Source organism: Shinella yambaruensis (assembly GCF_022899355.1).
GTDB classification, from domain to species: Bacteria; Pseudomonadota; Alphaproteobacteria; order Rhizobiales; family Rhizobiaceae; genus Shinella; species Shinella yambaruensis.
Window position 1 is genome coordinate 692,391 of the sequence record NZ_JALJCK010000002.1, and the last position, 24,374, is coordinate 716,764.

The window sequence follows — 24,374 nt, forward strand, 5'->3', positions numbered from 1 at the left end:
AATTCAAATAAGAATTCCAGTGACGCAACCTTCGGGAGCTCAGGAGGACATGCGCATGCAGGATGAGACGGGACTTCTGGCCGGCCTGACCGTGGTCGATATGAGCCAGTTCCTCTCCGGCCCCTATTGTTCGTTGCGGCTTGCCGATCTCGGCGCCCGCGTCATCAAGATCGAGCGGCCGGATGGCGGCGATCTCTCCCGTCGGCTCTATCTCAGCGACACCGAGATCGGTGGCGATTCGACGCTCTTCCACGCCATCAACCGCGGCAAGGAAAGTCTCGGCATCGACCTGAAGGACCCCGGCGACCTCGCCTTCCTGCGCAGGCTTCTCGGCAAGGCCGACGTGCTCATCCAGAATTTCCGCCCGGGCGTCATCGAACGCCTCGGGCTCGATCATGCGGCCGTCAGGGCGATCAACCCGGCGATCGTCTATGCCTCGATCAGCGGCTATGGCGAGGATGGCCCCTGGGTCATGCGCCCGGGGCAGGATCTCCTGGCGCAGGCACGCTCCGGCCTGATGTGGCTGAACGGCGACGCGGCGCAGGGGCCGGTGCCCTTCGGCCTTGCGGTCGCCGACATGCTCGCCGGTGCCAATGCCTGCCAGGGCATCCTCGCCGCCCTCGTGCGCCGCGGCATGTCCGGCAAGGGCGCCCATATCCAGACGAGCCTGCTCGAAAGTCTTGTCGATTTCCAGTTCGAGGTGCTGACCACCCATCTCAACGACGGCGGCCGCAAGCCGAAGCGCTCGGATTTCCGCAGCGCGCATGCCTATCTCTCCGCGCCCTACGGCGTCTATCCGGCGAAGGACGGTTATCTCGCGATCGCCATGACGCCGCTCGGCCGCCTGCAGGACCTGCTGCAGATCGAGGCGCTGGCGCCCTATCGCGACGACAGCAGGGCCTGGTTCACCGCGCGCGATGCGATCAAGCGGATCATCGCCGGCCGCATCGCGACCGGGACCGTCGAGCATTGGCTCTCCATCCTGGAGCCGGCGGACATCTGGTGCTCGAAGGTGCTGGAATGGCCGGAGCTTCTGGCCAGCGACGGTTTCCGCATCCTCGACATGCTGCAGACGGTGACGCGCGAGGATGCGGTTTCGATCGGCACGACCCGCTGCCCCGTGCGCGTGGACGGCCGGCGTCCTCTCGGCCGTCGCGCCGCGCCGCGCGTCGGCGAGCATTCGGCGGCGATCCGCGCGGAGTTTTCGTGATGGACGCGATCACGCTGAGGGGCATGACCTGGAGCCATCCGCGCGGCTACGACCCGATGGTGGCCTGCGCGCAGGACTGGCGCGCCAGGACCGGCGTCTCCATCGAATGGGACAAGCGCTCGCTGCAGGATTTCGAGAGCTTTCCGGTCGAGGACCTCGCCCGCCGCTACGACCTCATCGTCATCGACCATCCGCATGTCGGGCAGATCACGGCGGAAGGCTGCCTCACGCCGCTGGACCTGCCCGGCCGCGAGGCGGCCTTCGCGGCGCTTGCGGGCGGCAGCGTCGGCCTCTCGTTCCCGAGCTACAACTGGCAGGGCCGCCAATGGGCCTTCCCGATCGACGCGGCCACCCAGGTGCTCGCCTTCCGGCCGGATCGGCTGGGCAGGGCACCGCGCACATGGGCGGAGGTGCTGGATCTGGCAAAGGCCGGCGAAATGCTGCTGCCGCTACGCCCGCCGCATTCCCTGATGTGTCTCTTCACGCTCTGCGGCAATCTCGGCCGGCCCTGCGCGATGGAACGGGACCGGCCCTTCGTCGATGCCGAAACCGGCGTGCAGGCGATCGAGATGATCCGGGAGCTTGCCGCGCTCGCCGACCCTGCCTGCACCGGCATGGACCCCATCGCCGTGCTGGACCGGATGGGCGAGGCGGGATCGCGCTACAGTCTCTCGCCGCTGATCTACGGTTATGTCAGCTACTCCCTCGCCGGCTTCCGGGCAAACCGCATCGCCTTTGCCGACATGCCGGTTGCCGGCGATGCGGGGTCGATCGGTTCTGCGCTTGGCGGCACGGGCATCGCCGTTTCCGCCTTCTCGTCACAGCGCGAGGCGGCCGTGGATTTCGCCTATTGGGTTGCGGCCGGGCCGCAGCAGGCGGGCCGCTACTGGCAGGCCGGCGGCCAGCCCGGCCATGCGGAGGGCTGGGAGGACGAGGCGGCCAATGCCGCGACGCTCGGCTTCTATCGCAACACGCGCCGGACGCTGGAGGGCGCCTGGCTGCGCCCCCGGCACGCCGGCTACATGCCCTTCCAGGAGGCCGCCTCGCAGCGCATCAACAAGGCCGTGACGGGCCGCGTGCCGGCGGCAAAGGCCATTGCGGACCTCAATGCGCTCTTCCTGAAGAGTTTTGCGGGGGACGGATGAGCCGTGCCTTCGCCGCGCCGGCGAATCATGCCTTCAGATGCGAAGCCTGTTGCTCCTCGGCGTTGAAGCCGGCGCCTGCCATTTCCGACAGCCTGCGCGTTGTCTCGCCGAGCAGCTGGATGGTCGTCGAGATATCCGGTGCGACCGGCGCGTTGATCAGGGTAATGTAGGGGATCGTCAGGGCGGCGATCGCCCTGCCGTCCGCGCCGAGCACGGGCGCCGAAAGGTTGATGACGCCCGCCGTCTGGGCGCTCGGCATCATTTCGTAGCCGCGCGAGCGGATGAGATCGAGCCGCGCCAGGAATTCCGGCGTGACGCGCATGTCCGTGCCGCCGTCACCGACATGCTCGGCGATCATGCGCAGGCGCTCTTCCGGCGAGCGGAAGGCGAGCAGCGCGTGGCCGGAGCCCGTGTCGAACAGGCCGATGCGCGAGCCGACGCGGATCGAGATGCCCCAGTAGCCGGGCGCTTCCTGCTGGGCGATGACGACGGGGTTGCCGCGGTCGAAGACGACGAGCTGGTTGGCCTGGCGCGAGGCTTCGGCCAGTTCACGCATCAGCGGCACGGCGAAGGAGACGAGCCGGCGCACCGGCGCGTGCAGTTGCGCGAGGCCGAAGAGTTTCAGGGTCAGCGAGAAGCGGTCGCCGTCGATGCGGGTGACGTAGCCGCGTTTCACCAGCCGGTCGAGCATGCGGTAGAATTCGTTTGGGCTGCGATCGAGCCGCTTGGCGATCTCCGCCTGGGTGAGGCCGCCGTCGACGCTGGCGAGGAGCTCCAGGATGTCGAGGCCCTTGTCGAGCGCCGGCGCCCTGTAGCGATCGTTTTCCTCGTCCGACACCCGAATTCCTCCAGTGAATGAGTAGATTCATATACGCAGAAACAAGGCGTGACAATCCCGGATACCGATTTGCGCTTGACGATATGTGAATAGTAAGTTTGTATATGAATGAAGCTCTTGTTGGTAAGGGCTGGCGAGAAGCCAATGGGAGGAGAAGATGACGAGATTTCTAGCCGGCGTTGCCGCCGGTGCCGTGATCTGCGCGTGGGCGGGCGCTGCGCTCGCCGCCGATCTGCCGGGAAAATTCGAGGGCGTCACCGTCGATGCGAAGCTCATCGGCGGCCAGCAGTATGAGGCGCTCTATGCGCGCATTGCCGAATGGGAGAAGGCGACCGGCGCGAAGGTGAACGTTCTTTCCAAGAAGAACCATTTCGAGCTGGACAAGGAGATCAAGTCGGATATCGCGACCGGCAACATCACCTGGTGCGTCGGCTCGAACCATTCGTCCTTTGCCCCGCAATATCCCGACATCTACACCGATCTTTCGGCGCTCCTGCCGAAGGAGGAGATCGATGCCTTCGTGCCGGCGAACATCGCGTCCTCGACGCTCGACGGCAAGCTGGTGATGCTGCCGCGCGCGCAGTTCGACGTTTCCGCGCTCTACTACCAGAAGAGCCTTTATGAGGGCGACGCGAAGAAGGCGGCGTTCAAGGAGAAATACGGCTACGATCTCGCCCCGCCGGACACCTGGCAGCAGGTCGCCGACCAGGCGGTCTTCTTCGCGAACCCGCCGGATTTCTACGGTACGCAATATGCCGGCAAGGAGGAGGCGATCAACGGCCGCTTCTATGAAATGCTGGTCGCCGAGGGCGGCGACTATCTCGACGCCGACGGCAAACCGGCTTTCAACTCGGACGCGGGCGTTCGCGCCCTCGACTGGTTCGTCAACCTCTACAAGGCGAAGGCCGTGCCGGTCGGCACGACCAACTATCTGTGGGACGACCTCGGCCAGGGTTTCGCTTCCGGCACGATCGCCGTCAACCTCGACTGGCCCGGCTGGGCGAGCTTCTTCAATGATCCGAAGTCTTCGAAGGTCGCCGGCAATGTCGGCGTGAAGGTGCAGCCGGCCGGCTCCTCCGGCAAGCGCACCGGCTGGTCCGGCCATCACGGTTTTTCCGTGACGGAAAGCTGCGCCAGCAAGGACGCCGCCGCCTCGCTCGTCTGGTTCCTCACCAACGAGGACAGCCAGAAGCTGGAATCCTCCGCCGGCCCGCTGCCGACGCGCACGGCCGTCTGGGACTACAATATCCAGCAGGCGGAAAGCGACGCGTACCGCAAGGAAGTCCTGACCGCCTTCCAGGAGGCGGCGAAGCACGCCTTCGCCGTGCCGCAGACGCCGGCCTGGATCGAGATCTCCAACGCCGTCTATCCGGAGCTGCAGGCCGCCATCCTCGGCGACAAGACCTCCAAGGAGGCGCTGGACGCGGCGGCCGAGAAGGCGACGCAGATCCTTGAGGATGCGGGCGCGCTCTGAGGCAAGCTTGCCCCTCACCCTGACCCTCTCCCCGCAAGCGGGGAGAGGGGACGTGCCCCACGAACGGGCATTGGTTTAGGAAACCGGCGCGGCATATCTCCTTCGCCCCGCTTGCGGGGAGAAGGTGGCCGGCAGGCCGGATGAGGGGCAGCGCCTATTGGCACCCTCGCCTCCGTCATGATCGGGCCTGACCCGACCACCCACCGCTTTGCGGACGCATGGACTCTCGGGTCAAGCCCGAGGATGACGTGGGTGGTGGGGCGTGCACTGTCCTGGACGAGCGGACCGGCCACCGCTCACCGCGACCGTTTTCTGATCGGCCGGCAGGCCGGACGAGGGACTGAGGTGTCTCCGCAAGGAGTACGATACCGGCAGGGCCGCACCCTCTCCTCCGTCATCCTCGGGCTTGACCCGAGGATCCATGCGTCCGCGATGAGTGGGGGGTGGGGCACCGCCCGAAACAAGCGAACCGGCGGCCGTCCGTAGCGGCCGCTTCTCGAAATACGGCCGGCGCCCTGAAAGGGCGGCCGACCGGAGCATATCCAAGAGGCATTCATGAAAGGCTGGAGGCCACCGGCGCCGTTTCTGCTTCTGCTGCCCGCCATCGTGGTGCTCGCGGCCGTCGTCATCGTTCCGCTCATCCTGTCGCTCTATTCGAGCTTCACGCCCTTCCGGCTGACGCAGCCCGCCTCGCTCTATACCTTCGTCGGCTTTCGCAACTATGCGCGCATCCTGGCGGATCGCGAATTCTGGACGGCGTTCGGCCGCACCGTGCTCCTGCTCACCGTCGCGCTGAATGTTGAGATGCTGCTCGGCCTCGGCCTTGCCATGCTGGTGGAGAAGGCGACGAGCGGCCAGCGGCTGCTGAGAACCATCATGATGTTCCCCATGATGTTCTCGCCGATCCTCGTCGGCTTCCAGTTCAAGTTCATGTTCAACGACAATATCGGCCTCGTGAACAACGCCCTGCAATCGCTCGGCCTGACGGACCAGGCGATCCCGTGGCTGATCGACGGCTCGCTCGCCTTCACCGCGATCCTCGTCGCCGAGATCTGGTCGTCCACCTCGGTCTTCGCCATCCTCATCCTCGCGGGCCTGCTCGCCATGCCGAAGGAGCCGATCGAGGCGGCGCGTGTCGACGGCTGCACGCCCTGGCAGACCTTCCGCTACGTCACCTGGCCCTTCATCATGCCGTTCGCCTATATCGCCATGACCATCCGCTCGCTCGATGTCGCGCGCGCCTATGACATCGTGAAGATCATGACGGACGGCGGGCCGGCCAAGCGCACGGAACTCATCTGGACGCTCGTCTCGCGCACCGCCTATGCCGATGCCCGTATGGGTCTTGCCAACGCCATGGCCTATGTCGCGATCCTGCTTTCCATCCTCTTCACCGTCTATTTCTTCCGCAAGCTTGCGGCGGCGCGGACCCAGATCGCAGCCGAATGGTAAGGGGGAGTGGTAAAGATGAACGAGAACACGAAAGCCCGCCTCAATGGCCTTCTCCTCTCCGCCGCGCACAAGATCGGCCTCTTCCTGGCGATGGCCGTCATCTGCCTGCCGGGCCTGTGGATCGTGCTCGCCTCCTTCCGCCCGACCGTCGAGATCATGGCGAAGCCGCCGGTCTGGATCCCCGGGGACCTGTCCTTCGATGCCTATGTCGCGATGTTCTCCGGCGTCGGGCAGGGCGGTATTCCGGTCATCGAGTATTTCCGCAATTCGCTGATCGTTTCCGTCACCTCCACGGCGATCGCGCTCGCCATCGGCATGGCCGGCGGCTATGCCTTCGCGCGTTTCCGCTTCAAGGTGAAATCCTCGATCTTCCTCGGCCTGATGCTGACGCGCACGGTGCCGGGCATCGCGCTCTCGCTGCCGCTGTTCTTCGTCTATTCGAAGCTCGGCGTCATCGATACGCATTTCGGGCTGATCATGGCCTATGTGGCGCTCAACGTGCCCTTCACCATCTGGCTGATCGACGGTTTCTTCCGCCAGGTGCCGAAGGATCTCGCCGAGGCCGCGCAGATCGACGGCTGCACGCGCTGGCAGGCCTTCTGGCAGGTGGAGTTCCCGCTCGCCGGCCCCGGCATAGCCTCCGCCGGCATCTTCGCCTTCCTCACCTCCTGGAACGAGTTCGCGCTCGCCTCGCAGCTCACCCGTTCCGTCAATTCCAAGACCCTGCCCGTCGGCCTGCTCGACTATACGGCGGAGTTCACCATCGACTGGCGCGGCATGTGCGCGCTGGCGGTGATCATGATCATTCCCGCCCTCGTGCTGACCTTCATCGTGCAGAAGCATCTGGTGTCCGGCCTCACCTCCGGCGCAGTCAAAGGATAATCCATGGCAACCGTTTCCCTCGAAAAGCTGGTCAAGCGCTACGGCGCGGTCGAAGTGGTCCATGGCATCGATCTCGACGTCGCAGACCGCGAGTTCATCGCCCTCGTCGGCCCCTCCGGCTGCGGCAAGTCGACGACGCTGCGCATGATCGCCGGGCTGGAACCGATCTCCGGCGGCAATCTCAGGATCGGCGGCAAGATCGTCAACGACCTGCCGCCGCGCTCGCGCAACCTCGCCATGGTCTTCCAGTCCTACGCGCTCTATCCGCATATGACGGTGCGCGAGAACATGGGCTTCTCGCTGAAGATCGCCGGCCAGACGCCGGAGGAGATCGCCCCGCGCGTGGAGGAGGCGGCAAAAACGCTCGACCTCACGCATCTCCTCGACCGGCGGCCCTCGCAGCTTTCCGGCGGCCAGCGCCAGCGCGTCGCCATGGGCCGCGCCATCGTGCGCCAGCCGGAAGTCTTCCTCTTCGACGAGCCGCTGTCGAACCTCGATGCGAAGCTGAGGACCCAGATGCGCGTCGAGATCAAGAAGCTGCACGCCAAGGTGCAGTCGACGGTGATCTACGTCACGCACGACCAGGTGGAGGCGATGACGCTCGCCGACCGCATCGTCATCATGCGCGACGGTCACATCGAGCAGGTCGGCACGCCGGAGGACGTCTTCCAGCGGCCGAACTCGAAATTCGTCGCCGGCTTTATCGGCTCGCCGCCGATGAACCTCAAGGACGCCGAGATCGCCGACGGCCATGTGGTCTTTTCCAGTGGCGACCGCCTGCCGCTGCCGTCCCGCTTCCGGGATCGGGTGACGGCTGGCCAGAGGGTGACTTTCGGCCTGCGCCCGGACGATCTCTATCCCGCCGGCCACGGCATTCATTCCGGCGAGGATGCTGATGTATACAGGCACGACCTGCATGTCATCCTCACCGAGCCGCTCGGCAACGAGACCCTCGTCTTCTCCGATTTCGGCGGCGCGGAATGGGTCGGCCGCATGCTGAACCCACGGCGACTTGTGTCCGGCGAAGCGCTGCCCTTCTGCTTCGACCTCTCCCAGGCTCACCTCTTTGACGGTGAGACCGGCAAGACGCTCAGGGGCTGACATGGCGAGGATCGAACGCATCGAGCTGAAAATGGTCGACCTTCGCCCGAAGGTCGAGCGTACGGACGCCATCCAGAGCTTCGTTTCCCAGGAAACGCCGCTCGTCACCGTTACCGACAGCGACGGGGCGGTCGGCACCGGCTACAGCTACACGATCGGTACCGGCGGCTCCTCCGTCATGCGGCTTCTTGCCGATCATCTCGCGCCGCGCCTTCTCGGCCGCGACGCCGACCGGATCGAGGCGATCTGGCACGAGCTGGAATTTACGACCCATGCGACGACCATCGGCGCGATCACCTCGATCGCGCTCGCCGCCATCGACACCGCGCTCTGGGATTTGCGCGCGCGAAAACAGAACCTGCCGCTCTGGAAGCTCGCTGGCGGGGCGAAGGACCGCTGCCCGCTCTACACGACCGAGGGCGGCTGGCTGCACATTCCGGTGGAGGCGCTCGTCGAGGATGCGCTGGATGCCAAGGCGAAGGGTTTTTCCGGCTCCAAGGTGAAGATCGGCAAGCCGCACGGATCCGAGGATTTCGCGCGCCTCTCGGCCGTGCGCAAGGCGGTCGGCGACGGCTACGAGATCATGACAGACGCCAACCAGGGTTTTTCCGTCGACGAGGCGATCCGCCGGTCCGGGCGCCTGCGCGACCTCGACCTCGGTTGGATCGAGGAACCGTTGCCGGCGGACGACATCGACGGCCATGTCCGCCTCAACCGCGCGACGGCGACACCCATCGCCGTCGGCGAATCGCTCTATTCGATCCGCCATTTCCGCGAATACATGCAGAAGGGTGCCTGCTCCATCGTGCAGGTCGATGCCGGCCGCATCGGCGGCATCACGCCCTGGCTGAAGGTGGCGCATGCGGCGGAGGCCTTCGACATGCCCGTCTGCCCGCATTTCCTGATGGAGCTGCATGTCAGCCTGACCTGTGCGGTGCAGAACGGCAAATATGTCGAATACATCCCGCAACTCGACGACATCACCACCTCACGCTTGACCATCGAGAACGGCATGGCGCTCGCACCCATGACGCCGGGCCTCGGCATCGATTGGGACTGGGACGCGATCCGTGCGCGCTCCATTGCCGAATTCGAGCGCGAAATCCGGAAAAGGGTCTAGGAGATGCAGCGCATCGGCATGGTGATCGGCGTGAAGCCGGAGAAGATCGAAGACTACAAGCGCCTGCACGCCGCCGTCTGGCCGGAGGTGCTGGCGATGATTTCCGCCTGCAATATCAGGAACTATTCGATTTTCCTGAAGGAGCCGGAGAACCTGCTGTTCTCCTTCTTCGAATATCACGGCAGCGACTATGCCGCCGATATGGCGAAGATGGCCGCCGACCCGAGGACGCAGGAATGGTGGGCCGTCTGCATGCCCTGCCAGTCGCCGCTCCGGACGCGGAAGGATGGCGAGTGGTGGGCGGGCATGGAAGAGGTGTTCTTTCATGCGTGAGGTTGTGGTTCACCCCCCTCTGCCCTGCCGGGCATCTCCCCCTCAAGGGGGGAGATCGGCAAGAGGCAAAACCCGTGCTCAATCGGAAACGCTGGAGATAGGCGAGACGGTGCTCCATCCGATCTCCCCCCTTGAGGGGGAGATGCCCGGCAGGGCAGAGGGGGGTAAGGCTAAGGTCACGCCTCATCATCAAGAGGTGTGCCATGACCTTTGACCCCGAAACCCTCACCCAATCCTGGCCGCTGCCGGCGAACCCGCGTCCCATCGTCACCTTCGGCGCCGGCTCTATCGTCGGCGACGCGCATTATCCGGCCTATCGCAAGGGCGGCTTCCCGATCGCGGGCCTCTATGATCCGGACCACGACAAGGCGAAGGCGCTCGCCGAAAGGTGGAGCGTCACGGCCTATCGCACCGTCGAGGAGGCCATTGCCGTCGAGAATGCGATCTTCGATCTCGCAACGCCCCCGGCCGCACATGCGAAGGTGCTGGCGGCGCTGCCGGAGGGGGCGGCGGCGCTGATCCAGAAGCCGATGGGGGCCGACCTGTCCGCTGCGACGGAGATCCTGACGATCTGCCGCGACAGGAAGCTCAAGGCCGCCGTCAATTTCCAGCTTCGTTTCGCGCCGATGATGCTGGCGCTGAAGGACGCCATCGCCAGGGGGCTGCTCGGCGAGGTCGTCGATTTCGACGTCCATCTGGCGCTCGATACGCCCTGGCAGCTCTGGTCCTTCCTCGAAGGCCTGCCGCGCATCGAGATCGCCATGCACTCGATCCATTATCTCGACGTCATCCGCCAGGTGCTGGGTGATCCCGGGGGCGTGCACGCCAAGTCGATCGGCCACCCGAATCATGGGATGGCGCAAACGCGCACCACGGCAATCCTCGACTATGGCGACCGTGTCCGCTGCGCCCTTTCGATCAACCACGACCACAGGTTCGGCCGCAGGCATCAGGCCTGCGAATTCCGCGTCTCGGGCACCGAGGGCGCGGCCTATCTCCAGCTCGGCGTCAATCTCGATTATCCGCGCGGCGAGCCGGACATTCTGGAGATCCATCCCAAGGGCGGCGAGGGCTGGGTGCCGGTGCCGCTGGAAGGAACGTGGTTCCCGGACGCCTTCGTCGGCCGCATGGCGAACCTTCAGCGCTTCATGTCGGGCGAGGACGCGGAACTCGTCTCCTCGGTCGAGGATGCATGGATGACCATGGCGCTCGTCGAGGCGGCCTATGCCTCCAGCGCCGCGCCCGCGACGCCGCTCGCCGCACGGCCCTAGACAGGAACAGGCTATGGAACAGGTCAAATATTTCGAAGACTATGAAATCGGCGAGGGGCGCAAGACGAGCGGGCGCACCATCACCGAGACCGATTTCGTCGTGCATGCCGGGCACACGGGCGATTTCTTCCCGCACCATATGGATGCCGAATTCATGAAGACGCAGCCTTTCGGCCAGCGCATCGCCCATGGCACGATGGTGTTTTCCATCGGAGTCGGACTGACGGCGAGCGTCATCAATCCTGTTGCATTTTCCTACGGTTATGATCGCATGCGCTTCATCAGGCCCGTCTTCATCGGTGATACGATCCACACCCGCGTGACGATATCAGGTAAGGAGGATGATCCGAAACGCGCCGGCTTCGGCCGGGTGATCGAGCGCACGGAAGTCGTCAACCAGAAGGGCGAGGTCGTTCTCGCCGCAGACCATATCTACGTCGTCGAGCGCCGTCCGGGCGCCTGACGCACCACAAGGAGCCATCATGAGCCTTTCCCTTCAAGACAAGCGCGTCCTCATCACCGCCGCAGGCCAGGGCATCGGCAAGGCGAGCGCCATCGCCTTCGCCCGCGCCGGCGCCAAGGTCGTCGCGACCGACATCAATGCCGATGCGCTGAAAAGCCTTGCCGGCGAGGCGGGCATCGAGACCTATGTGCTCGACGTCCTGAGCGAGGAGGCGGTCAACCGCGTGGTCTCGGCGACCGGCCCGTTCGACGTGCTCTTCAACTGCGCCGGCTTCGTGCATGCCGGCACGATCCTCGACATGCCGGACAAGGACCTCGATTTTGCCTTCGACCTCAATGTCCGCGCCATGGTGCGCACCATCCGCGCCGTGCTGCCAGCGATGCTGGAGAAGAAGGACGGCGCGATCATCAACATGGCCTCGGTCGCCTCCAGCATGAAGGGCGTGCCGAACCGGGCGGCCTACACCATCACCAAGGCGGCGGTCGTCGGGCTCACCAAGTCGGTGGCGGCCGACTATGTGGCTGAGGGCATCCGCTGCAACTGCATCTGCCCCGGCACGGTGGAAAGCCCCTCGCTGCAGGATCGCCTGCGCGCGCAGGGCGACTACGAGACGGCGCGCGCGGCCTTCATCGCCCGCCAGCCGATCGGCCGCATCGGTACGCCGGAAGAGATCGCCGACCTCGCCGTCTACCTCGCGAGCGCCACCTACACGACCGGACAGGCCTACGCCATCGACGGCGGCTGGACCATCTGAGACATTTTTTAGCCGGCAGAGCGCCGGCCATTGCAAGGGCCGCACCATGACCAAGATCACCAGCCTTCGCTCGATCGACCTGCGCTTTCCCACCTCGCAAAGCCTCGACGGCTCGGACGCCATGAACCCGGATCCGGACTATTCGGCCGCCTATGTGGTGCTCGGCACGGATGCGCCCGGCCTCGAAGGCCATGGTCTCACCTTCACCATCGGCCGCGGCAACGAGATCTGCTGCCTGGCGATCGAGGCGATGAAGCATCTGGTGGTCGGCCTCGACCTTGCCTGGGTGCGCGAAAATCCCGGCCGCTTCTGGCGTCACGTCACGAGCGACAGCCAGTTGCGCTGGATCGGCCCGGACAAGGGCGCGATGCATCTGGCGACCGGGGCCGTGGTGAATGCCGTCTGGGACCTCCTGGCCAAGCAGGCGGGCAAACCCGTCTGGCGGCTCGTCGCCGAGATGAGCCCGGAGGAGATCCTCTCCATCGTCGATTTCCGCTACCTGACGGATGCGCTGACGCCGGAGGAGGCGCTGGCCATCCTGAAGAAGGCGGAAGCCGGCAAGGCGGAGCGCATCGCGACGCTGGAGAAGGAAGGCTATCCCTGCTACACGACCTCGGCCGGCTGGCTCGGCTATGACGACGAGAAGCTGCGCCGCCTCTGCCAGGAGGCCGTCGACCAGGGGTTCACCCATATCAAGATGAAGGTCGGCCGTGACCTCGAAGACGACAAGCGGCGCCTGCGCATCGCCCGCGAGGTGATCGGCGACGAGCGCACCATGATGATCGACGCCAACCAGATCTGGGAGGTGGGGCAGGCGATCGACTGGGTGTCGGAGCTGAAACCCTACAAGCCCTTCTTCATCGAGGAGCCGACGAGCCCGGACGACATCGCCGGCCACAAGGCGATCCGGCAGGCCGTGCATCCGGTCAAGGTGGCGACGGGCGAGATGTGCCAGAACCGCATCATCTTCAAGCAGATGATCGCCGGCGGCGCGATCGATATCGTGCAGATCGACAGCTGCCGCATGGGCGGCCTCAACGAAGTGCTCGCCGTGCTTCTGATGGCGGCGAAATACGGCCTGCCGGTCTGGCCGCACGCCGGCGGTGTCGGCCTTTGCGAATATGTCCAGCATCTTTCGATGATCGACTACATCGCCGTCTCGGGCACGAAGGAGGGCAGGGTGATCGAATATGTCGACCACCTGCACGAGCATTTCGTCGACCCCTGCCGCATCGAGAACGCCGCCTATATGCCGCCCGCGCGGCCGGGTTTCTCCATCGAGATGAAGCCGGAGTCGATCGCGGCCTATACGTTCGGGTGACGAGGGGCGGAGCGGCTGTCCCCGCCGCCCCTTCGACAGGCGGATATCAGGACACAGGCTTGAGGGTGCCGTCCATCACGAAGCGGGGCGTCTCCTCCGGGCGATCATGGACCTGCCAGCGGATGGCGTTCGCGCCGATGTGGAACACGGCGGTCGCCAGCGTGTTCTCGTGGTCCGGATCGTCCGGCTGCGCACGGTAGATGGGCAGCGGCGATACGGCCTTGTCCCACAGGATGGCGCGTGGATCCCGCAGGCCTTCTCCGCCCTCGGCGATGAGCTGGTCCCCGCGTTGCTGCCGGGACCGGGAGGAGCCGGTGATCACCTGTCGTTCGCCGGCCATGCCGGCATGAACGAGGTGGTTGGCGTGGCATTGCGGGCGGTCGAGCGTGACGGCGGAGCAGTGCTTGTGGGTGAATTCCACGCCGACAAGCCGCGGATCGCCCCTTTGCCCGAGCGTCATGTGGAACGCGCCGGCGCGTTCCGAGCTCTCCAGCAGGTGGATAGCCGCGTCGATCGACGGGCAATCCAGCAGGGCGCGACCGAGCACCATGCGCGGCAGGCCGGCGCCGACACCGCGCGAGCGGATATTGTTGACGGTCTGAACGAGACCCGTCGCCGTCACCGCAAAGGTATGGCCGGGGATCGAGGCCGGGTAGACGAAGCTGGTGAAGGCCGTGCCGCCCCCGGGGCGGATATGGGCGAGCGCGCAATGGCCGCGAAAGCCGGGATCGCCGTCCTCGTTGTGGGCGAGCAGCGGTTCGGCGCCGGGTATCTGCACCGTCGTGCAGCCGTCCGGCGCGAAGGCCCAGAGGTCGCCGCGGCAGTTCCACAGGAAGACGTCGTCGAAGGGAAGATCGAGGCCGAGGGCGAGGCCCTGCAGTTCCGCCCAACAGGCGGGGAAGCGGGCCTCCACCATCCGGCGCATCGCGGCAACGCGCGGATCCGCGCGAAAGGCGAGGACCGAGGCCCAGGCATGGCCGTGCACGAGGTGGCGATGGGCGATGTCGCGGCCGAAACGGCCGAGCTGGAGGCCGACCTCCCGCGGCATGCCGGCGATCTCGATGAAACCCAGCCGGTTGTCAGTGGACATGCTGCAAGAACTCCCGCAGGCGTGGATTTTCCGGATTGGCGAGCAGGTCGGCCGGCTTGCCGTCGACGGAGATCTTGCCGTCCTCCATGAAGATCAGCCGCGTGCCGACCTGGCGGGCAAAGGCCATTTCATGCGTGACGACGATCATCGTCATGCCCTCCTCGGCGAGCGCCTGCATGACGCGCAGCACCTCGTGGCGCAGCTCCGGGTCGAGCGCGGAGGTCGGCTCGTCGAACAGCATCAGCTTCGGCTTGACGGCCAGCGCCCGGGCGATCGCCACGCGCTGCTGCTGGCCGCCGGAAAGCTCGGCCGGGTAGTGGTGGCCGCGCTCGGCAAGGCCCACCTTGGCGAGCAGCGCCCTGGCCTGTTCCTCGGCCTCGGCACGGCTGATGCCGCGCACCCGCCGGGGGCCGAAGGCGACATTCTCCAGCGCCGTCATCTGCGGGAAGAGGTTGAACTGCTGGAAGACCATGCCGGCCTCCTGGCGGATGAGCCGCACCTGCGAGCGGCCGGCCTTGACGCTGATATTGTCGACGACGAGATCCCCACCGTTGATCTCCTCCAGCGCATTGATGCAGCGAAGCAGCGTCGACTTTCCCGAGCCGGACGGGCCGATCAGCACGACCACCTCGCCCTTGTCGATGTTGAGGTCGACCTCGCGCAGCACCACGACGGGGCCGAAGGTCTTGGTGACGTTTCGAAATTCCACGATGCTCACAGGATTCGCATCCTCTTTTCGGTGACGCGCAGGATCAGCGTCAGGGTTCCGGTCATCAGGAGGTAGAGGATCGCCACCGCGCTCCAGATCTCGACCGCGCGGAAGTTGGCGGCCATGATCTCCTGGCCCTGGCGGGTGAGCTCGCCGACGCCGATGACGATGAACAGCGAGGTGTCCTTGAGGCTGACGATGAACTGGTTGCCGAGCGGCGGGATCATACGCCGGAAGGCGACGGGGCCGATGATGTAGACCAGCACCTTCCACAGCGGCAGGCCGAGCGCGAGGCCAGCCTCCTTCAGGCCCCGGTGCACGGAAAGGAACGAGCCGCGCACGATCTCCGCGATATAGGCGCCGGCGTTGACGACGATCGCCGTGACGGCGGCGGTCATCGGATTGACGCGGATATCGGCGAGAACCGGCAGCGCGAAATAGATGAACATCACCTGCACGACGATCGGCGTGCCGCGGATGAGCTCGATATAGGCAAAGGCGACGGCGTTCAGGAATGCATTGCCATAGGCGCGCATCAGGCCCGCGACGAAGCCGACGGCAAGGCCGCCCACGAGGCCGGCAAGGGTGATGAGGATGGTAAGGCGTGCGCCGCTCAACAGGGCGGGCATGGCCTCGCCGATGACGGACCAGTCGAATTCCATGAGAGGCTCCCCGGCGTGAGGAGGGCGCGCCGGTTCGCCGGCACGCCCGGGGCTGAGGCGTCAGAGCTTCGGCTCGGTGCCGAACCACTTCTTGTAGATCTCGGTGTAGCGGCCGTCCTTCTTCATGTTGGCAAGCGCGGCGTTGACCTTGGCGACGAGCTCGCTGCCCTTCGGGAAGCCGATGCCGTATTGATGGGCCATCATCTGCTCGCCGACGGCCTTCACCTTGCCGCCGCCGGCGGTCTTGACGTAGTAGAGCACGTTCGGCGTATCGTGCATGGCGGCGTCGACTCGGCCGGTCTGCAGTTCCAGATAGGCATTGTCGATGTTCGGGAACTGGCGCAGTTCCGTCTCCTTGAAGTGCTCCTTGGCGTAGTCCGTCGCCGACGTGCCGGTCTTGGTGGCGAGGATCTTGCCCTTCAGGTCCTCGGCACTCGTGACCGTGCTGTCCGCCGGCACCATCAGCAGGAAGCCGCTGTCATAATAGCCGTCGGAGAAATCGATCGCCTTCTTGCGCTCGTCCTTGATGGTGATGCCGGCGAGCGCGACATCCACCTGCTTGGTCTGGAGCGCGGGGATGATGCCGTTGAAGTCCATCGGCTGCAGCGTGTAGGTGACGCCGATCTCCTTGGCGATGGCATCCCACATGTCGATGTCGAAGCCGACATATTTGTCGCCTTCCTTGAATTCGAAGGGCACGAAGGCCGTGTCGGTGGCGACCACAAGGTCCTCGGCCCGCGCGGCCTGGCCGAAGGCGAGGACCGATGCGAAGGCGGCAAATAGAATGGTACGCAGTTTCATGGTTGTTCCCCTTTTGCTTGGTTATGCGTGTGGAAGTGTGCCGACGGCGGCATCGATCGCATCGCCCAGCCGCTCGACGATGCGCGTGATGTCCGCGCGCTCGACGATGAAGGGCGGGGCGATCAGCACATGGTCGCCCTGCCGGCCGTCGATCGTGCCGCCCATCGGATAGACCATCAGGCCGCGCGCCATGGCTTCCTTCTTGATCAGGCCGTTGAGCTTGAATTTCGGGTCGAAGGGCTGCTTGCCGGCGCGATCGGCCACCAGTTCCACCCCGCGGAAAAGGCCGCGCCCGCGGATGTCGCCGACATGGTGGTGGTTGCCGAGGCGCTCGACGAGCTGGCTTTCCAGCTCGGCGCCCATCGCAACGACATTGGCAAGGAGGTTCTCGCGCCGGATGACCTGCTGAACGGCAAGGCCGGCGGCGGCGGCCATCGGGTGGCCCATATAGGTGTGGCCGTGCTGGAAGAAGCCGGAGCCGCTGGCGAAGGCCTCGAAGATCTTCTCCGAGAGCAGCACGGCGCCGACCGGCTGGTAGCCGCCGCCAAGCCCCTTGGCGATGGTCATCAGGTCCGGCGCGACGCCGTCCTGCTCGCAGGCATGCAGCGTCCCGGTGCGGCCCATGCCGCACATCACCTCGTCGAGGATGAGCAGCACGCCGTAGCGGTCGCAGATGGCGCGGATACGCTTCAGATAGTCGGCGACGGGCGGGACCGCGCCGGCCGTGGCGCCGACGACCGTTTCGGCGACGAAGGCGATGACCTCGTCCGCGCCGAGTTCGAGGATCTTGTCTTCGAGCTGCTGCGCGGCGCGAGCGGCATAGGCCTCGTCGCTCTCGCCGCTTTCCTGCAGGCGATAGGCGTAGCACGGATCGATATGGTGGGTTTCGACGAGAAGTGGCTTGAACTGCGCGCGCCGCCACTCGTTGCCGCCCGCGGCAAGCGCCCCGAGCGTGTTGCCGTGATAGCTCTGCCGGCGCGCGATGATGTGGCGGCGCTGCGGCTCGCCCTTCTCGACGAAATATTGCCGCGCCATCTTCAGCGCCGCCTCGACCGCTTCCGAGCCGCCGCTGACGAGATAGGCATGGCTCAACCCTGCCGGCGCGTCCGCGATCAGCAGTTCCGCCAGCGCCTCGGCAGCCTCGGAGGTGAAGAAGCCCGTATGGGCATAGGCGAGCCGGTCGAGCTGCTCGTGCAGGGCGGAAAGGACGGCGGGATGGGCGTGGCCGAGGCAGGAGACGGCCGCGCCGCCCGAGGCGTCGATATAGGCCTTGCCCTCGGCGTCGAACAGCTCGATGCCCCTGCCGCCCACGGCGACCGGCATGCGGGAATGGATGGCGCGATGCAGAAGGCGGGTCACGGACGCTTCATCCTCGTCTTGAGATGGGTGTTGAGGGCGGCCGACTGGCGGTCGACGGCGGCAAGCGCGGCGCCTGCCGCATCCCCCGCCTGGCCGGCGACCAGCGCGCCCAGCACCTCGGCGACGACGAAGGCCGGCGACATGGCGTGCAGGAACGACGGGCTTTCGGTCGGCACGACCAGCGTGCAGGCGGCAAGCTGGGCGAGGGGGGCGACGAGGCTGTCGGTGATGGCGATCAGCGGCACGCCCACCTCGCCGGCATAATCGGCGATCTCGATCGTCTGGCGCGTATAGGGCAGCACGCTGACCGCGACCATCACGTCCTCGCCGCTCGCGCTGCCGAGAGCATCGGCGCCGATGCCGCCGACGGCGTCCAGCATGATCGAATGTTTTCCCGCCAGCGACAGGATGTAGTGCAGGTGCCAGGCCGGCGAATGGCTGGAGCGCAGGCCGAGGCAATAGATGCGCCGCGCGGCGCCGAGCCGGCGGGCGGCTTCCACCAGCATTTCCAGCGATTGGGGCTGCGAGAGCTGGCCGACCTGCGCGGCGATGCCGCCCAGCATGTCGGCTGCCAGCACCTGGTCGCCCTTCAGCTTCTGGCTCTTCGCCTGCGCGCCGACACGGCCGGCAAAGCCCGTCACGTCGCCACGCATGGCGTCCGCATGGAGCTGGCGGATGTCCTCGTAGCCGGCAAGGCCGAGATGCTTGGCAAGCCGCGTCATGGTGGCGGGCTGCACGCCCGCCTGCCGTGCCTGCTCGCGCATGGACAACAGCGCGACCTCGCGCGGCTGGTTCAGCACGTAGCGCGCGGCGGCCCGGAGCTGCTCCGACATCGTGTCGAAGGCCTGGACGATCTGGTCTGCGAGAGGGCCGTTTTGCATGGCGATCGAATACACCTTTCCAAATTGCTTTGCAACAGTTGTTTCATTAATGTAGATATATGATCCATATGAATCATATCCTGGATGCACGATGACAGATTCTCGCGAACCGCGCCGCGTGGCCATCGCCGTGGCCCCGAACGGCGGCCGCCGCACCAAGGCGGACCATCCCGCCATCCCCCTGACGCCGGGCGAATTGGCGCGCACCGCAGCCGAATGCCTGGATGCGGGCGCCGCCATGATCCACGTCCATGTGCGCCGACCGGATGGCCGTCATCTCCTCGATGCCGATGCCTATGGCGCGGCGATTGCGGCCATCCGCGCGGCGGTGGGCGATCGCCTGGTCATCCAGATCACCACGGAAGCGCTCGGCCTCTACGCGCCGGCGGAGCAGATTGCCGTGCTGACGGCGGTGAAGCCGGAGGCGGCCTCGCTGGCGCTGCGGGAACTCGCGCCGGATGCGGCCGCCGAACCCGCCTTCGCCGAGGCGCTCTTCTGGATGAAACGGGAGAACGTCCTGCCGCAGATCATCCTCTACGAGCCGGCGGAGGCGGTGCGCCTTGAAGGCATGATCCGCCGTGGCCTCGTGCCCTGGCCGGATATCCCCGTGCTCTACGTGCTCGGCCGCTATACCCTGTCCCAGACCTCGCAGCCCGCCGACCTCATGCCTTTCCTCGCACCGGAGGCACCGCGCTTTTCGAACTGGAGCGTCTGCGCCTTCGGACGCCACGAGGCGGCCTGCGTCACCGCCGGCGCCCTGCTCGGCGGCCATGTCCGCGTCGGCTTCGAGAACAACCTCCATCGGCCCGACGGCAGTCTTGCCGCCTCGAACGCCGATCTCGTCGAGACCGTCGCAACGGCGCTCGACCGCCTCGGATGCGCTTCGTGCCGTGCTGCGGATCTGCGCAACGGTTTTGATCTGATTTGAAAGAAACGCCCTGCAAGTCCTTGCGGATGAGGGGCTAAAGCGCCTCCGCCATCGCCCTGACAAGTGCCGCCGCGGAGGTTGCGCCGGGGTCGAGATGACCGAGCGAACGCTCGCGCACGCGGGCGGCGCGGCCCTTGGCGGCGACCATCGTCGCGGTCGCGGCCGCGCCGTTGTCGGCGGCGGAGGTGACGGCGGCCCAGAAATCCGGCTTCGACCTGCCTTCGGCGACAGCGGTCGCGGCCGCCTGCGCCGCGGGCAGCCAGACGTCGAGCATGGTCTTGTCGCCGCGCTGCGCCTTGCCGCGCTCGCGGATCCCTTCGGAAAGGGCAGCGAGCATGTCGCGGCAGGCGGGAAGGTCGAGGTTTTCGCGGCCGGCAAGCGTTTGCGCGGCGCGGCGGAAACCGGTGGCATAGAGCGGGCCGGTGGAGGCGCCGACGGCATCGAGGAAGCCGGTCGCGGCGGTGGACATCACCTCGGAAGGGCTTGCCGCATCGAGGTCGAGCGCGGAGAGGGCGGCGCTCACGGCCTTGAAGCCGATCGACATGGTGATGCCGTGATCGCCGTCGCCGATCGCACCGTCGAGTTCGGAGAGATGGTCTTTCTCCGCCTCGATCGCCTCGGCCATCCGCTCGAACATTTTCGCGAGAGCCCGCGCCGCGCTTTCCGACATGTCTTCCTCCCCGTCAGGGCGTTTCAGGCGTGTTGATGGTCAGGACCGCCGTCTGGCACGGGTGGTGCAGCAGCTCGGTCAGCTGGCGGTCGAGATGCAGGATCGAGATGGAGGCGCCCACCATGTCGAGCGAGGTGCAGTAGTGCCCCACCCAGTTGGCCTCGATCGCGATGTTCTTGGCGGCAAGCCGCTGCTCCACCCGGCGGAACAGGATGTAGAGCTCCATTTGCGGTGTCGCGCCGAAGGAGTTGACGAGCACCGCCACCCGGTCGCCGGGTTCGGCCTTCATTTCCTTGAAGATGTTGTCCATGATCGTATCGACGATTTCGTCGGCGGTGCGGATGCGCTCGCGCGAGACGCCTGGCTCGCCATGGATGCCCATGCCAAGCTCCATGTCGTCGGGGCCGATCTCGAAATTGTGCCGCCGCGTCTGCGGCATGGAGCAGGATTCGAGCGCGACGCCGACCGTATAGGTGCGGTCGTTCGCCTTGCGGGTGACGGCCTCGCACTCGTCGAGCGTCATGCCGCGGTCGCAGGCCGCGCCCGCCACCTTGAAGACGAAGAAATTGCCGGCGACGCCGCGCCGTCCCTCCTTGTCCTCGACCGGGGAGGAGACGATGTCGTCGGTGGTCAGCACCGTGCGGATCGGGATGCCCTTCTCCTCGGCGATCTCGGCCGCCATCTCGAAGTTCATCACGTCGCCGGCATAGTTGCCGTAGACGAAGAGCACGCCCGCGCCGCCGGAGGCCGCGACGGCGCATTTGGCGATCGGGTCCGGCGGCGGCGAGGAGAAGATGTTGCCGATCGCCACCGCATCGGCGAGCCCCTTGCCGACATAGCCGACGAAGCAGGGCTCGTGCCCCGTACCGCCGCCAATGACGAGGCCGACCTTGCCGGGCCGCGGACCGTTGCGGGCGACGAGGGCGCGGCGCGAATTGCCGATCGGCTGGAGATAGGGCTTGTGCGCCGCGATCAGGCCATCCAGCATCTCCTCGACAACGTCATTGGGATTGTTGAGGAATTTCTTGACGTGCGTGCGGTAGGCGTTGGCGACCGGCGTGCTCTTCTGGCGCTGCGAGAGTTTTCCGTCAAGGCTCGTCACGCCGTCGGCGCGCAGGATGCCCGCGCCGGTCGCCGCGTCCGTCACCAGCACGTTGACATAGCCGCCGCGCAGTGCCGCCAGCAGGGCCGGCACCTTGTCGAAGCCACCAGCGACGGCGACGCGGGTGCCGATGCCGCGCAGCATCTCCAGCGAAATGCCGATCGTGCGGTCGTCGAGCGGGCCGGCGACGGGGCGGCCGCGCTCGTCTATGAAGCGTCCCGCAAGCACGCCCGCCGCACCCTTGGCGAGGTAGTGCTGGAGGGGCACGGATTCGAAGAAGCCGCTGGTGTGGATCGTCGAATTGGGGCGTAGCGAGGCGATGCCGAAGACGACGCGGTTGGCGCGGGCGAGCGTGTCGAACTGTTCGCGGATCAGCGGCTCGGTGAGCAGCATGTCGTGCATCTGTGCGGAAGCGACGATGGCGGGGGCGGTGATGTTGACGCAGCGGGCGGAGATTGCGCGGGCGACGGCGGCCGTGGTCAGTTCCGGCGTATAGGCGAAGCTGGCGGTGGTGCCGCCTGTCGCCTGCACGACGGTGACGTCCTGCAAGGAAGCCATTTCCAGATGTTCGCCGACCGACAGGATGGTGCGGCCCCAGGCGACGGCGAGCGTATCGCCGGACTTGATCATCTTGGCGAGCGCCTGCGCGCCGGCCGCGCCCAGTCGTCCGATCAGCGGGCGCGTGTCGTCGTCGTTCGGCACGACGAGGCAATCCGAGAGGCCGAAATGGCGCTTCAGTTCCTGCGCGATGGTGAGCGAGGCGAGACGGGCGGGCTCGATCGAGATGTTGACGATGCCCTTTTCGCGGGCGTCGGCGAGGTAGCTGTTGACGGTGGCGCGCGAGACGCCCATCGCCTCGGCGATCTCGCCCTGCGTCATGCCGTCTTCATAATAGAGCCAGCAGGCCCAGACATAGGGGTCGTCGCCATAGCGCAGCGGGATGGAATCGATGCCTTCGGGCCCGTTCACCCGGCTGATACCGCCCTTGCGCGGTGCGGAAGTCTTCAAAGCCATCGGTTTTGCGGGTCTCCCTTCAGGCGGCGACCATGGAAGCAACGCCGCCGCTTTGCAACATGGTTTGACAAAAAAGCGTTGCGCGGCCCGTTGCGGGGGCGGGCCGCGCGTCCTGGGAGGACCGTTGGGGTTGCCTCAGCCGAGGCGGGCGTGTGCGCCGTCGGACAGTTCCTTCAGGATGATGGCGCAGGAGGTCGCGCCGGCATCCAGCACGCCGAGCGAGCGCTCGCCGAGCCGGCTGGCGCGGCCGATCTTCGCCACCAGGCCGATCGTCGAATCGCGCCCGGCCTCGGCGGCCGCAACGAGCGCTTCCAGCGCCTCGCCGAAGGATTTGCCCGCCGCCGTCGCCGCGTCGAAGGCCTCGACCGCCGGAACGAACGTGTCGAGCAGCGTCTTGTCGCCGACCTTGGCCGAGCCGATCGATCGGATGCCGGAAAGGCCGGCATGCAGCATTTTGCTGAAGGCCGCCGCGTCGATCGTCTCCACGCCTTGGATCGTCTCGGCGAATTCCGTGAACATGACGCCGTAGAGCGGGCCCATCGAGCCGCCGATCTCCGTCATCAGCACCGTGCCGAGCGTGTCGAGGGACTGGGCGAGCGACGCGTCCTTGCCCTTCAGCCGCTCGGCGGCCATGCCGAAGCCCTTGGCCATGTTCACGCCGTGGTCGCCGTCGCCGATCCTGCCGTCGATCTCGCTGAGATAGGCCCGGTTCTCGACGATCCGCTCGGCCATCGAGAGGACGATCGCGCCGGAAGACGCATTGTCGAAGGTCTGCATGGGGCTTCCTCCCGTCACAGGATGATCGTGCAACGCGTCTCGACATCGAGCAGCGTCTTCAGGTCGTCGTCGAGCGCCATGACGGTCAGCGTCGCGCCGACCATTTCCAGCGAGGTGAAGTAGTTGCCGATCCAGGTCTTGCGGATATTCAGCCCGCGCGCCGAGATCTCGCTCTCGATCGTGTCGTTGAGGATGTAGAGCTCGTTGAGCGGCGTCGCGCCGAGGCCCGAGACCAGCACGGCGACCTCGGTGCCTTCGGGAAGGTCGTGATCGTCGAGCACGATCTTCACCATGTCCCTGGCGACCGCCTCGGCCGTCTTCAGCGTCTCGACGCGCACGCCCGGCTCGCCGTGATGGCCGATGCCGACCTCCATCGTGCCCGGCTCGATCTGGAAGTTCGGATGGCCGACGGCCGGCAGCGTGCAGGGGCCGAGGCCGACGCCGATCGAGCGGCAGTTGTCGATCGCCTTCTGCGCGGCGGCCCGCACCTCCTCGAGGCTCGCGCCGGTCGCCGCCTTGGCGCCGCCGATCTTCCACATGAAGATCTCGCCGGCAACGCCGCGGCGCTTCTCGCGTTCCGCGATCGGGGCCGAGCAGACGTCGTCGTTGGCGACCACCGTCGCGACCTCGATGCCGTCCTTGGCGGCGAGCTTCGTCGCCATCTTCACGTTCATGTTGTCGCCGGCATAGTTGCCGTAGAGCACGACGACGCCCTTGCCGCCGTCGGCCGCGCGGATGGCGTCGTGGAAGCTCTTGGCGGTCGGCGAGGAGAAGAGCTCGCCGACGGCGACCGCATCGAGCATGTTCCTGCCGGCATAGCCGATGAAGGCCGGCTCATGGCCCGAGCCGCCGCCCGTCACAACGCCGACCTTGCCGGCAAACGGGGCGTCCCGGGCGACGACGACGCGCGGGTTCTCCGCAAGGCGCACGATATCCGAATGCGCCTTCACAAAACCCTTGACGGTATCCTCGACAACAAGGTCAGGGTCGTTGATGAAACGCTGCATGGTAACTCCT

General features: G+C 66.3%; 24 protein-coding genes. 13 read left to right on the plus strand and 11 right to left on the minus strand.

Going from position 1 to position 24,374, the window contains the following annotated elements; all coding sequences use genetic code 11:
• The first annotated feature begins 55 nt into the window (after positions 1-55).
• Together MUU56_RS07115 and MUU56_RS07120 are read left to right on the plus strand one after the other, a co-directional pair.
• Positions 56-1,210 carry a CaiB/BaiF CoA transferase family protein gene (locus MUU56_RS07115; protein WP_244766606.1) on the plus strand — a complete coding sequence of 385 codons (1,155 nt, stop codon included), beginning with the start codon at positions 56-58 and terminating at the stop codon, positions 1,208-1,210.
• Positions 1,210-2,355 carry an extracellular solute-binding protein gene (locus MUU56_RS07120; RefSeq protein WP_244766607.1) on the plus strand — a complete coding sequence of 382 codons (1,146 nt, stop codon included), beginning with the start codon at positions 1,210-1,212 and terminating at the stop codon, positions 2,353-2,355. Before MUU56_RS07115 ends, MUU56_RS07120 begins: the two co-directional genes overlap by 1 nt.
• A 25-nt stretch (positions 2,356-2,380) precedes the next feature.
• Here MUU56_RS07120 and MUU56_RS07125 read toward each other — a convergent pair whose 3' ends face one another.
• Positions 2,381-3,193: an IclR family transcriptional regulator gene (locus MUU56_RS07125; RefSeq protein ID WP_244766608.1), complete on the minus strand. Its 813-nt coding sequence runs from the start codon at positions 3,191-3,193 to the stop codon at positions 2,381-2,383.
• 157 nt (positions 3,194-3,350) lie between these two features.
• Between MUU56_RS07125 and MUU56_RS07130 the strand changes: the two genes are divergently transcribed.
• From MUU56_RS07130 to MUU56_RS07175, 10 genes are all read left to right on the plus strand, one after another.
• Positions 3,351-4,667, plus strand: a complete 1,317-nt coding sequence (locus tag MUU56_RS07130; RefSeq protein ID WP_244766609.1) for an ABC transporter substrate-binding protein — start codon at positions 3,351-3,353, stop codon at positions 4,665-4,667.
• A 555-nt stretch (positions 4,668-5,222) separates the two neighbouring features.
• Positions 5,223-6,119, plus strand: coding sequence for a carbohydrate ABC transporter permease (locus tag MUU56_RS07135; RefSeq protein ID WP_244766610.1), 897 nt, complete (start codon positions 5,223-5,225; stop codon positions 6,117-6,119).
• Positions 6,120-6,134: 15 nt separating this feature from the next.
• A complete protein-coding gene (locus tag MUU56_RS07140; protein WP_244766611.1) occupies positions 6,135-7,001 on the plus strand; it encodes a carbohydrate ABC transporter permease in 867 nt (288 codons plus the stop codon).
• Between the two features lie 3 nt (positions 7,002-7,004).
• On the plus strand, positions 7,005-8,102 hold the full coding sequence (locus MUU56_RS07145; RefSeq protein WP_244766612.1) for an ABC transporter ATP-binding protein: 1,098 nt from the start codon (positions 7,005-7,007) through the stop codon (positions 8,100-8,102).
• Position 8,103: 1 nt separating this feature from the next.
• Entirely contained in the window at positions 8,104-9,222 is a 1,119-nt protein-coding gene (locus MUU56_RS07150) for a mandelate racemase/muconate lactonizing enzyme family protein (RefSeq protein ID WP_244766613.1), read from the plus strand.
• 3 nt (positions 9,223-9,225) lie between these two features.
• On the plus strand, positions 9,226-9,555 hold the full coding sequence (locus MUU56_RS07155; protein WP_244766614.1) for an L-rhamnose mutarotase: 330 nt from the start codon (positions 9,226-9,228) through the stop codon (positions 9,553-9,555).
• Between the two features lie 203 nt (positions 9,556-9,758).
• Positions 9,759-10,826 carry a Gfo/Idh/MocA family protein gene (locus MUU56_RS07160; RefSeq protein ID WP_244766615.1) on the plus strand — a complete coding sequence of 356 codons (1,068 nt, stop codon included), beginning with the start codon at positions 9,759-9,761 and terminating at the stop codon, positions 10,824-10,826.
• 13 nt (positions 10,827-10,839) lie between these two features.
• Positions 10,840-11,289, plus strand: coding sequence for a MaoC/PaaZ C-terminal domain-containing protein (locus MUU56_RS07165; protein WP_244766616.1), 450 nt, complete (start codon positions 10,840-10,842; stop codon positions 11,287-11,289).
• 19 nt (positions 11,290-11,308) lie between these two features.
• Entirely contained in the window at positions 11,309-12,043 is a 735-nt protein-coding gene (locus MUU56_RS07170; protein ID WP_244766617.1) for an SDR family oxidoreductase, read from the plus strand.
• Between the two features lie 46 nt (positions 12,044-12,089).
• Positions 12,090-13,364 carry an L-fuconate dehydratase gene (locus MUU56_RS07175; RefSeq protein WP_244766618.1) on the plus strand — a complete coding sequence of 425 codons (1,275 nt, stop codon included), beginning with the start codon at positions 12,090-12,092 and terminating at the stop codon, positions 13,362-13,364.
• 46 nt (positions 13,365-13,410) lie between these two features.
• Here the strand turns inward: MUU56_RS07175 and MUU56_RS07180 are convergent, their stop codons facing one another.
• From MUU56_RS07180 to MUU56_RS07205, 6 genes are read right to left on the minus strand one after another with little or no spacing between them, the layout of a single operon-like run.
• On the minus strand, positions 13,411-14,454 hold the full coding sequence (locus MUU56_RS07180) for a C45 family autoproteolytic acyltransferase/hydrolase (protein ID WP_244766619.1): 1,044 nt from the start codon (positions 14,452-14,454) through the stop codon (positions 13,411-13,413).
• Positions 14,444-15,172 (minus strand): glutamine ABC transporter ATP-binding protein GlnQ, encoded by a 729-nt coding sequence (gene glnQ, locus MUU56_RS07185; protein ID WP_064333136.1) that lies wholly within the window; start codon positions 15,170-15,172, stop codon positions 14,444-14,446. Before glnQ ends, MUU56_RS07180 begins: the two co-directional genes overlap by 11 nt.
• On the minus strand, positions 15,169-15,825 hold the full coding sequence (gene glnP, locus MUU56_RS07190; protein ID WP_244766620.1) for a glutamine ABC transporter permease GlnP: 657 nt from the start codon (positions 15,823-15,825) through the stop codon (positions 15,169-15,171). The genes glnQ and glnP overlap by 4 nt, the downstream gene beginning before the upstream one ends.
• A 60-nt stretch (positions 15,826-15,885) precedes the next feature.
• Positions 15,886-16,626: a glutamine ABC transporter substrate-binding protein GlnH gene (glnH, locus tag MUU56_RS07195; RefSeq protein ID WP_244766621.1), complete on the minus strand. Its 741-nt coding sequence runs from the start codon at positions 16,624-16,626 to the stop codon at positions 15,886-15,888.
• 21 nt (positions 16,627-16,647) lie between these two features.
• A complete protein-coding gene (locus MUU56_RS07200) occupies positions 16,648-17,985 on the minus strand; it encodes an aspartate aminotransferase family protein (protein ID WP_244766622.1) in 1,338 nt (445 codons plus the stop codon).
• Complete coding sequence (locus tag MUU56_RS07205; RefSeq protein ID WP_244766623.1) at positions 17,982-18,866, minus strand: MurR/RpiR family transcriptional regulator; 885 nt, start codon at positions 18,864-18,866, stop codon at positions 17,982-17,984. The genes MUU56_RS07200 and MUU56_RS07205 overlap by 4 nt, the downstream gene beginning before the upstream one ends.
• A gap of 91 nt (positions 18,867-18,957) precedes the next feature.
• Here MUU56_RS07205 and MUU56_RS07210 point away from each other — a divergent pair, with 91 nt between their 5' ends.
• Complete coding sequence (locus tag MUU56_RS07210) at positions 18,958-19,794, plus strand: beta-keto acid cleavage family enzyme (protein WP_244766624.1); 837 nt, start codon at positions 18,958-18,960, stop codon at positions 19,792-19,794.
• Positions 19,795-19,828: 34 nt separating this feature from the next.
• Here the strand turns inward: MUU56_RS07210 and dhaL (MUU56_RS07215) are convergent, their stop codons facing one another.
• The 4 genes from dhaL (MUU56_RS07215) to MUU56_RS07230 form a co-directional block, all read right to left on the minus strand.
• Positions 19,829-20,464: a dihydroxyacetone kinase subunit DhaL gene (gene dhaL / locus MUU56_RS07215; protein WP_244766625.1), complete on the minus strand. Its 636-nt coding sequence runs from the start codon at positions 20,462-20,464 to the stop codon at positions 19,829-19,831.
• 13 nt (positions 20,465-20,477) lie between these two features.
• Positions 20,478-22,580, minus strand: a complete 2,103-nt coding sequence (locus MUU56_RS07220; RefSeq protein WP_244766626.1) for a bifunctional sugar-binding transcriptional regulator/dihydroxyacetone kinase subunit DhaK — start codon at positions 22,578-22,580, stop codon at positions 20,478-20,480.
• Positions 22,581-22,715: 135 nt separating this feature from the next.
• On the minus strand, positions 22,716-23,357 hold the full coding sequence (gene dhaL, locus MUU56_RS07225) for a dihydroxyacetone kinase subunit DhaL (protein ID WP_244766627.1): 642 nt from the start codon (positions 23,355-23,357) through the stop codon (positions 22,716-22,718).
• A 14-nt stretch (positions 23,358-23,371) separates the two neighbouring features.
• Positions 23,372-24,364, minus strand: a complete 993-nt coding sequence (locus MUU56_RS07230; protein WP_244766660.1) for a dihydroxyacetone kinase subunit DhaK — start codon at positions 24,362-24,364, stop codon at positions 23,372-23,374.
• Positions 24,365-24,374 lie beyond the last annotated feature (10 nt).

Excerpts from the sequence above, each read along its gene's own strand:
- glnP (WP_244766620.1), bottom strand. The coding sequence starts at position 15,825 with ATGGAATTCGACTGGTCCGTCATCGGCGAGGCCATGCCCGCCCTGTTG.
- dhaL (WP_244766625.1), bottom strand. The coding sequence starts at position 20,464 with ATGTCGGAAAGCGCGGCGCGGGCTCTCGCGAAAATGTTCGAGCGGATG.
- MUU56_RS07150 (WP_244766613.1), top strand. The coding sequence starts at position 8,104 with ATGGCGAGGATCGAACGCATCGAGCTGAAAATGGTCGACCTTCGCCCG.
- MUU56_RS07230 (WP_244766660.1), bottom strand. The coding sequence starts at position 24,364 with ATGCAGCGTTTCATCAACGACCCTGACCTTGTTGTCGAGGATACCGTC.
- MUU56_RS07170 (WP_244766617.1), top strand. The coding sequence starts at position 11,309 with ATGAGCCTTTCCCTTCAAGACAAGCGCGTCCTCATCACCGCCGCAGGC.
- MUU56_RS07165 (WP_244766616.1), top strand. The coding sequence starts at position 10,840 with ATGGAACAGGTCAAATATTTCGAAGACTATGAAATCGGCGAGGGGCGC.
- glnH (WP_244766621.1), bottom strand. The coding sequence starts at position 16,626 with ATGAAACTGCGTACCATTCTATTTGCCGCCTTCGCATCGGTCCTCGCC.
- MUU56_RS07140 (WP_244766611.1), top strand. The coding sequence starts at position 6,135 with ATGAACGAGAACACGAAAGCCCGCCTCAATGGCCTTCTCCTCTCCGCC.
- MUU56_RS07155 (WP_244766614.1), top strand. The coding sequence starts at position 9,226 with ATGCAGCGCATCGGCATGGTGATCGGCGTGAAGCCGGAGAAGATCGAA.
- MUU56_RS07220 (WP_244766626.1), bottom strand. The coding sequence starts at position 22,580 with ATGGCTTTGAAGACTTCCGCACCGCGCAAGGGCGGTATCAGCCGGGTG.
- MUU56_RS07145 (WP_244766612.1), top strand. The coding sequence starts at position 7,005 with ATGGCAACCGTTTCCCTCGAAAAGCTGGTCAAGCGCTACGGCGCGGTC.
- MUU56_RS07120 (WP_244766607.1), top strand. The coding sequence starts at position 1,210 with ATGGACGCGATCACGCTGAGGGGCATGACCTGGAGCCATCCGCGCGGC.
- MUU56_RS07160 (WP_244766615.1), top strand. The coding sequence starts at position 9,759 with ATGACCTTTGACCCCGAAACCCTCACCCAATCCTGGCCGCTGCCGGCG.
- MUU56_RS07115 (WP_244766606.1), top strand. The coding sequence starts at position 56 with ATGCAGGATGAGACGGGACTTCTGGCCGGCCTGACCGTGGTCGATATG.
- MUU56_RS07205 (WP_244766623.1), bottom strand. The coding sequence starts at position 18,866 with ATGCAAAACGGCCCTCTCGCAGACCAGATCGTCCAGGCCTTCGACACG.
- MUU56_RS07175 (WP_244766618.1), top strand. The coding sequence starts at position 12,090 with ATGACCAAGATCACCAGCCTTCGCTCGATCGACCTGCGCTTTCCCACC.
- MUU56_RS07130 (WP_244766609.1), top strand. The coding sequence starts at position 3,351 with ATGACGAGATTTCTAGCCGGCGTTGCCGCCGGTGCCGTGATCTGCGCG.
- MUU56_RS07180 (WP_244766619.1), bottom strand. The coding sequence starts at position 14,454 with ATGTCCACTGACAACCGGCTGGGTTTCATCGAGATCGCCGGCATGCCG.
- dhaL (WP_244766627.1), bottom strand. The coding sequence starts at position 23,357 with ATGCAGACCTTCGACAATGCGTCTTCCGGCGCGATCGTCCTCTCGATG.
- MUU56_RS07135 (WP_244766610.1), top strand. The coding sequence starts at position 5,223 with ATGAAAGGCTGGAGGCCACCGGCGCCGTTTCTGCTTCTGCTGCCCGCC.
- MUU56_RS07210 (WP_244766624.1), top strand. The coding sequence starts at position 18,958 with ATGACAGATTCTCGCGAACCGCGCCGCGTGGCCATCGCCGTGGCCCCG.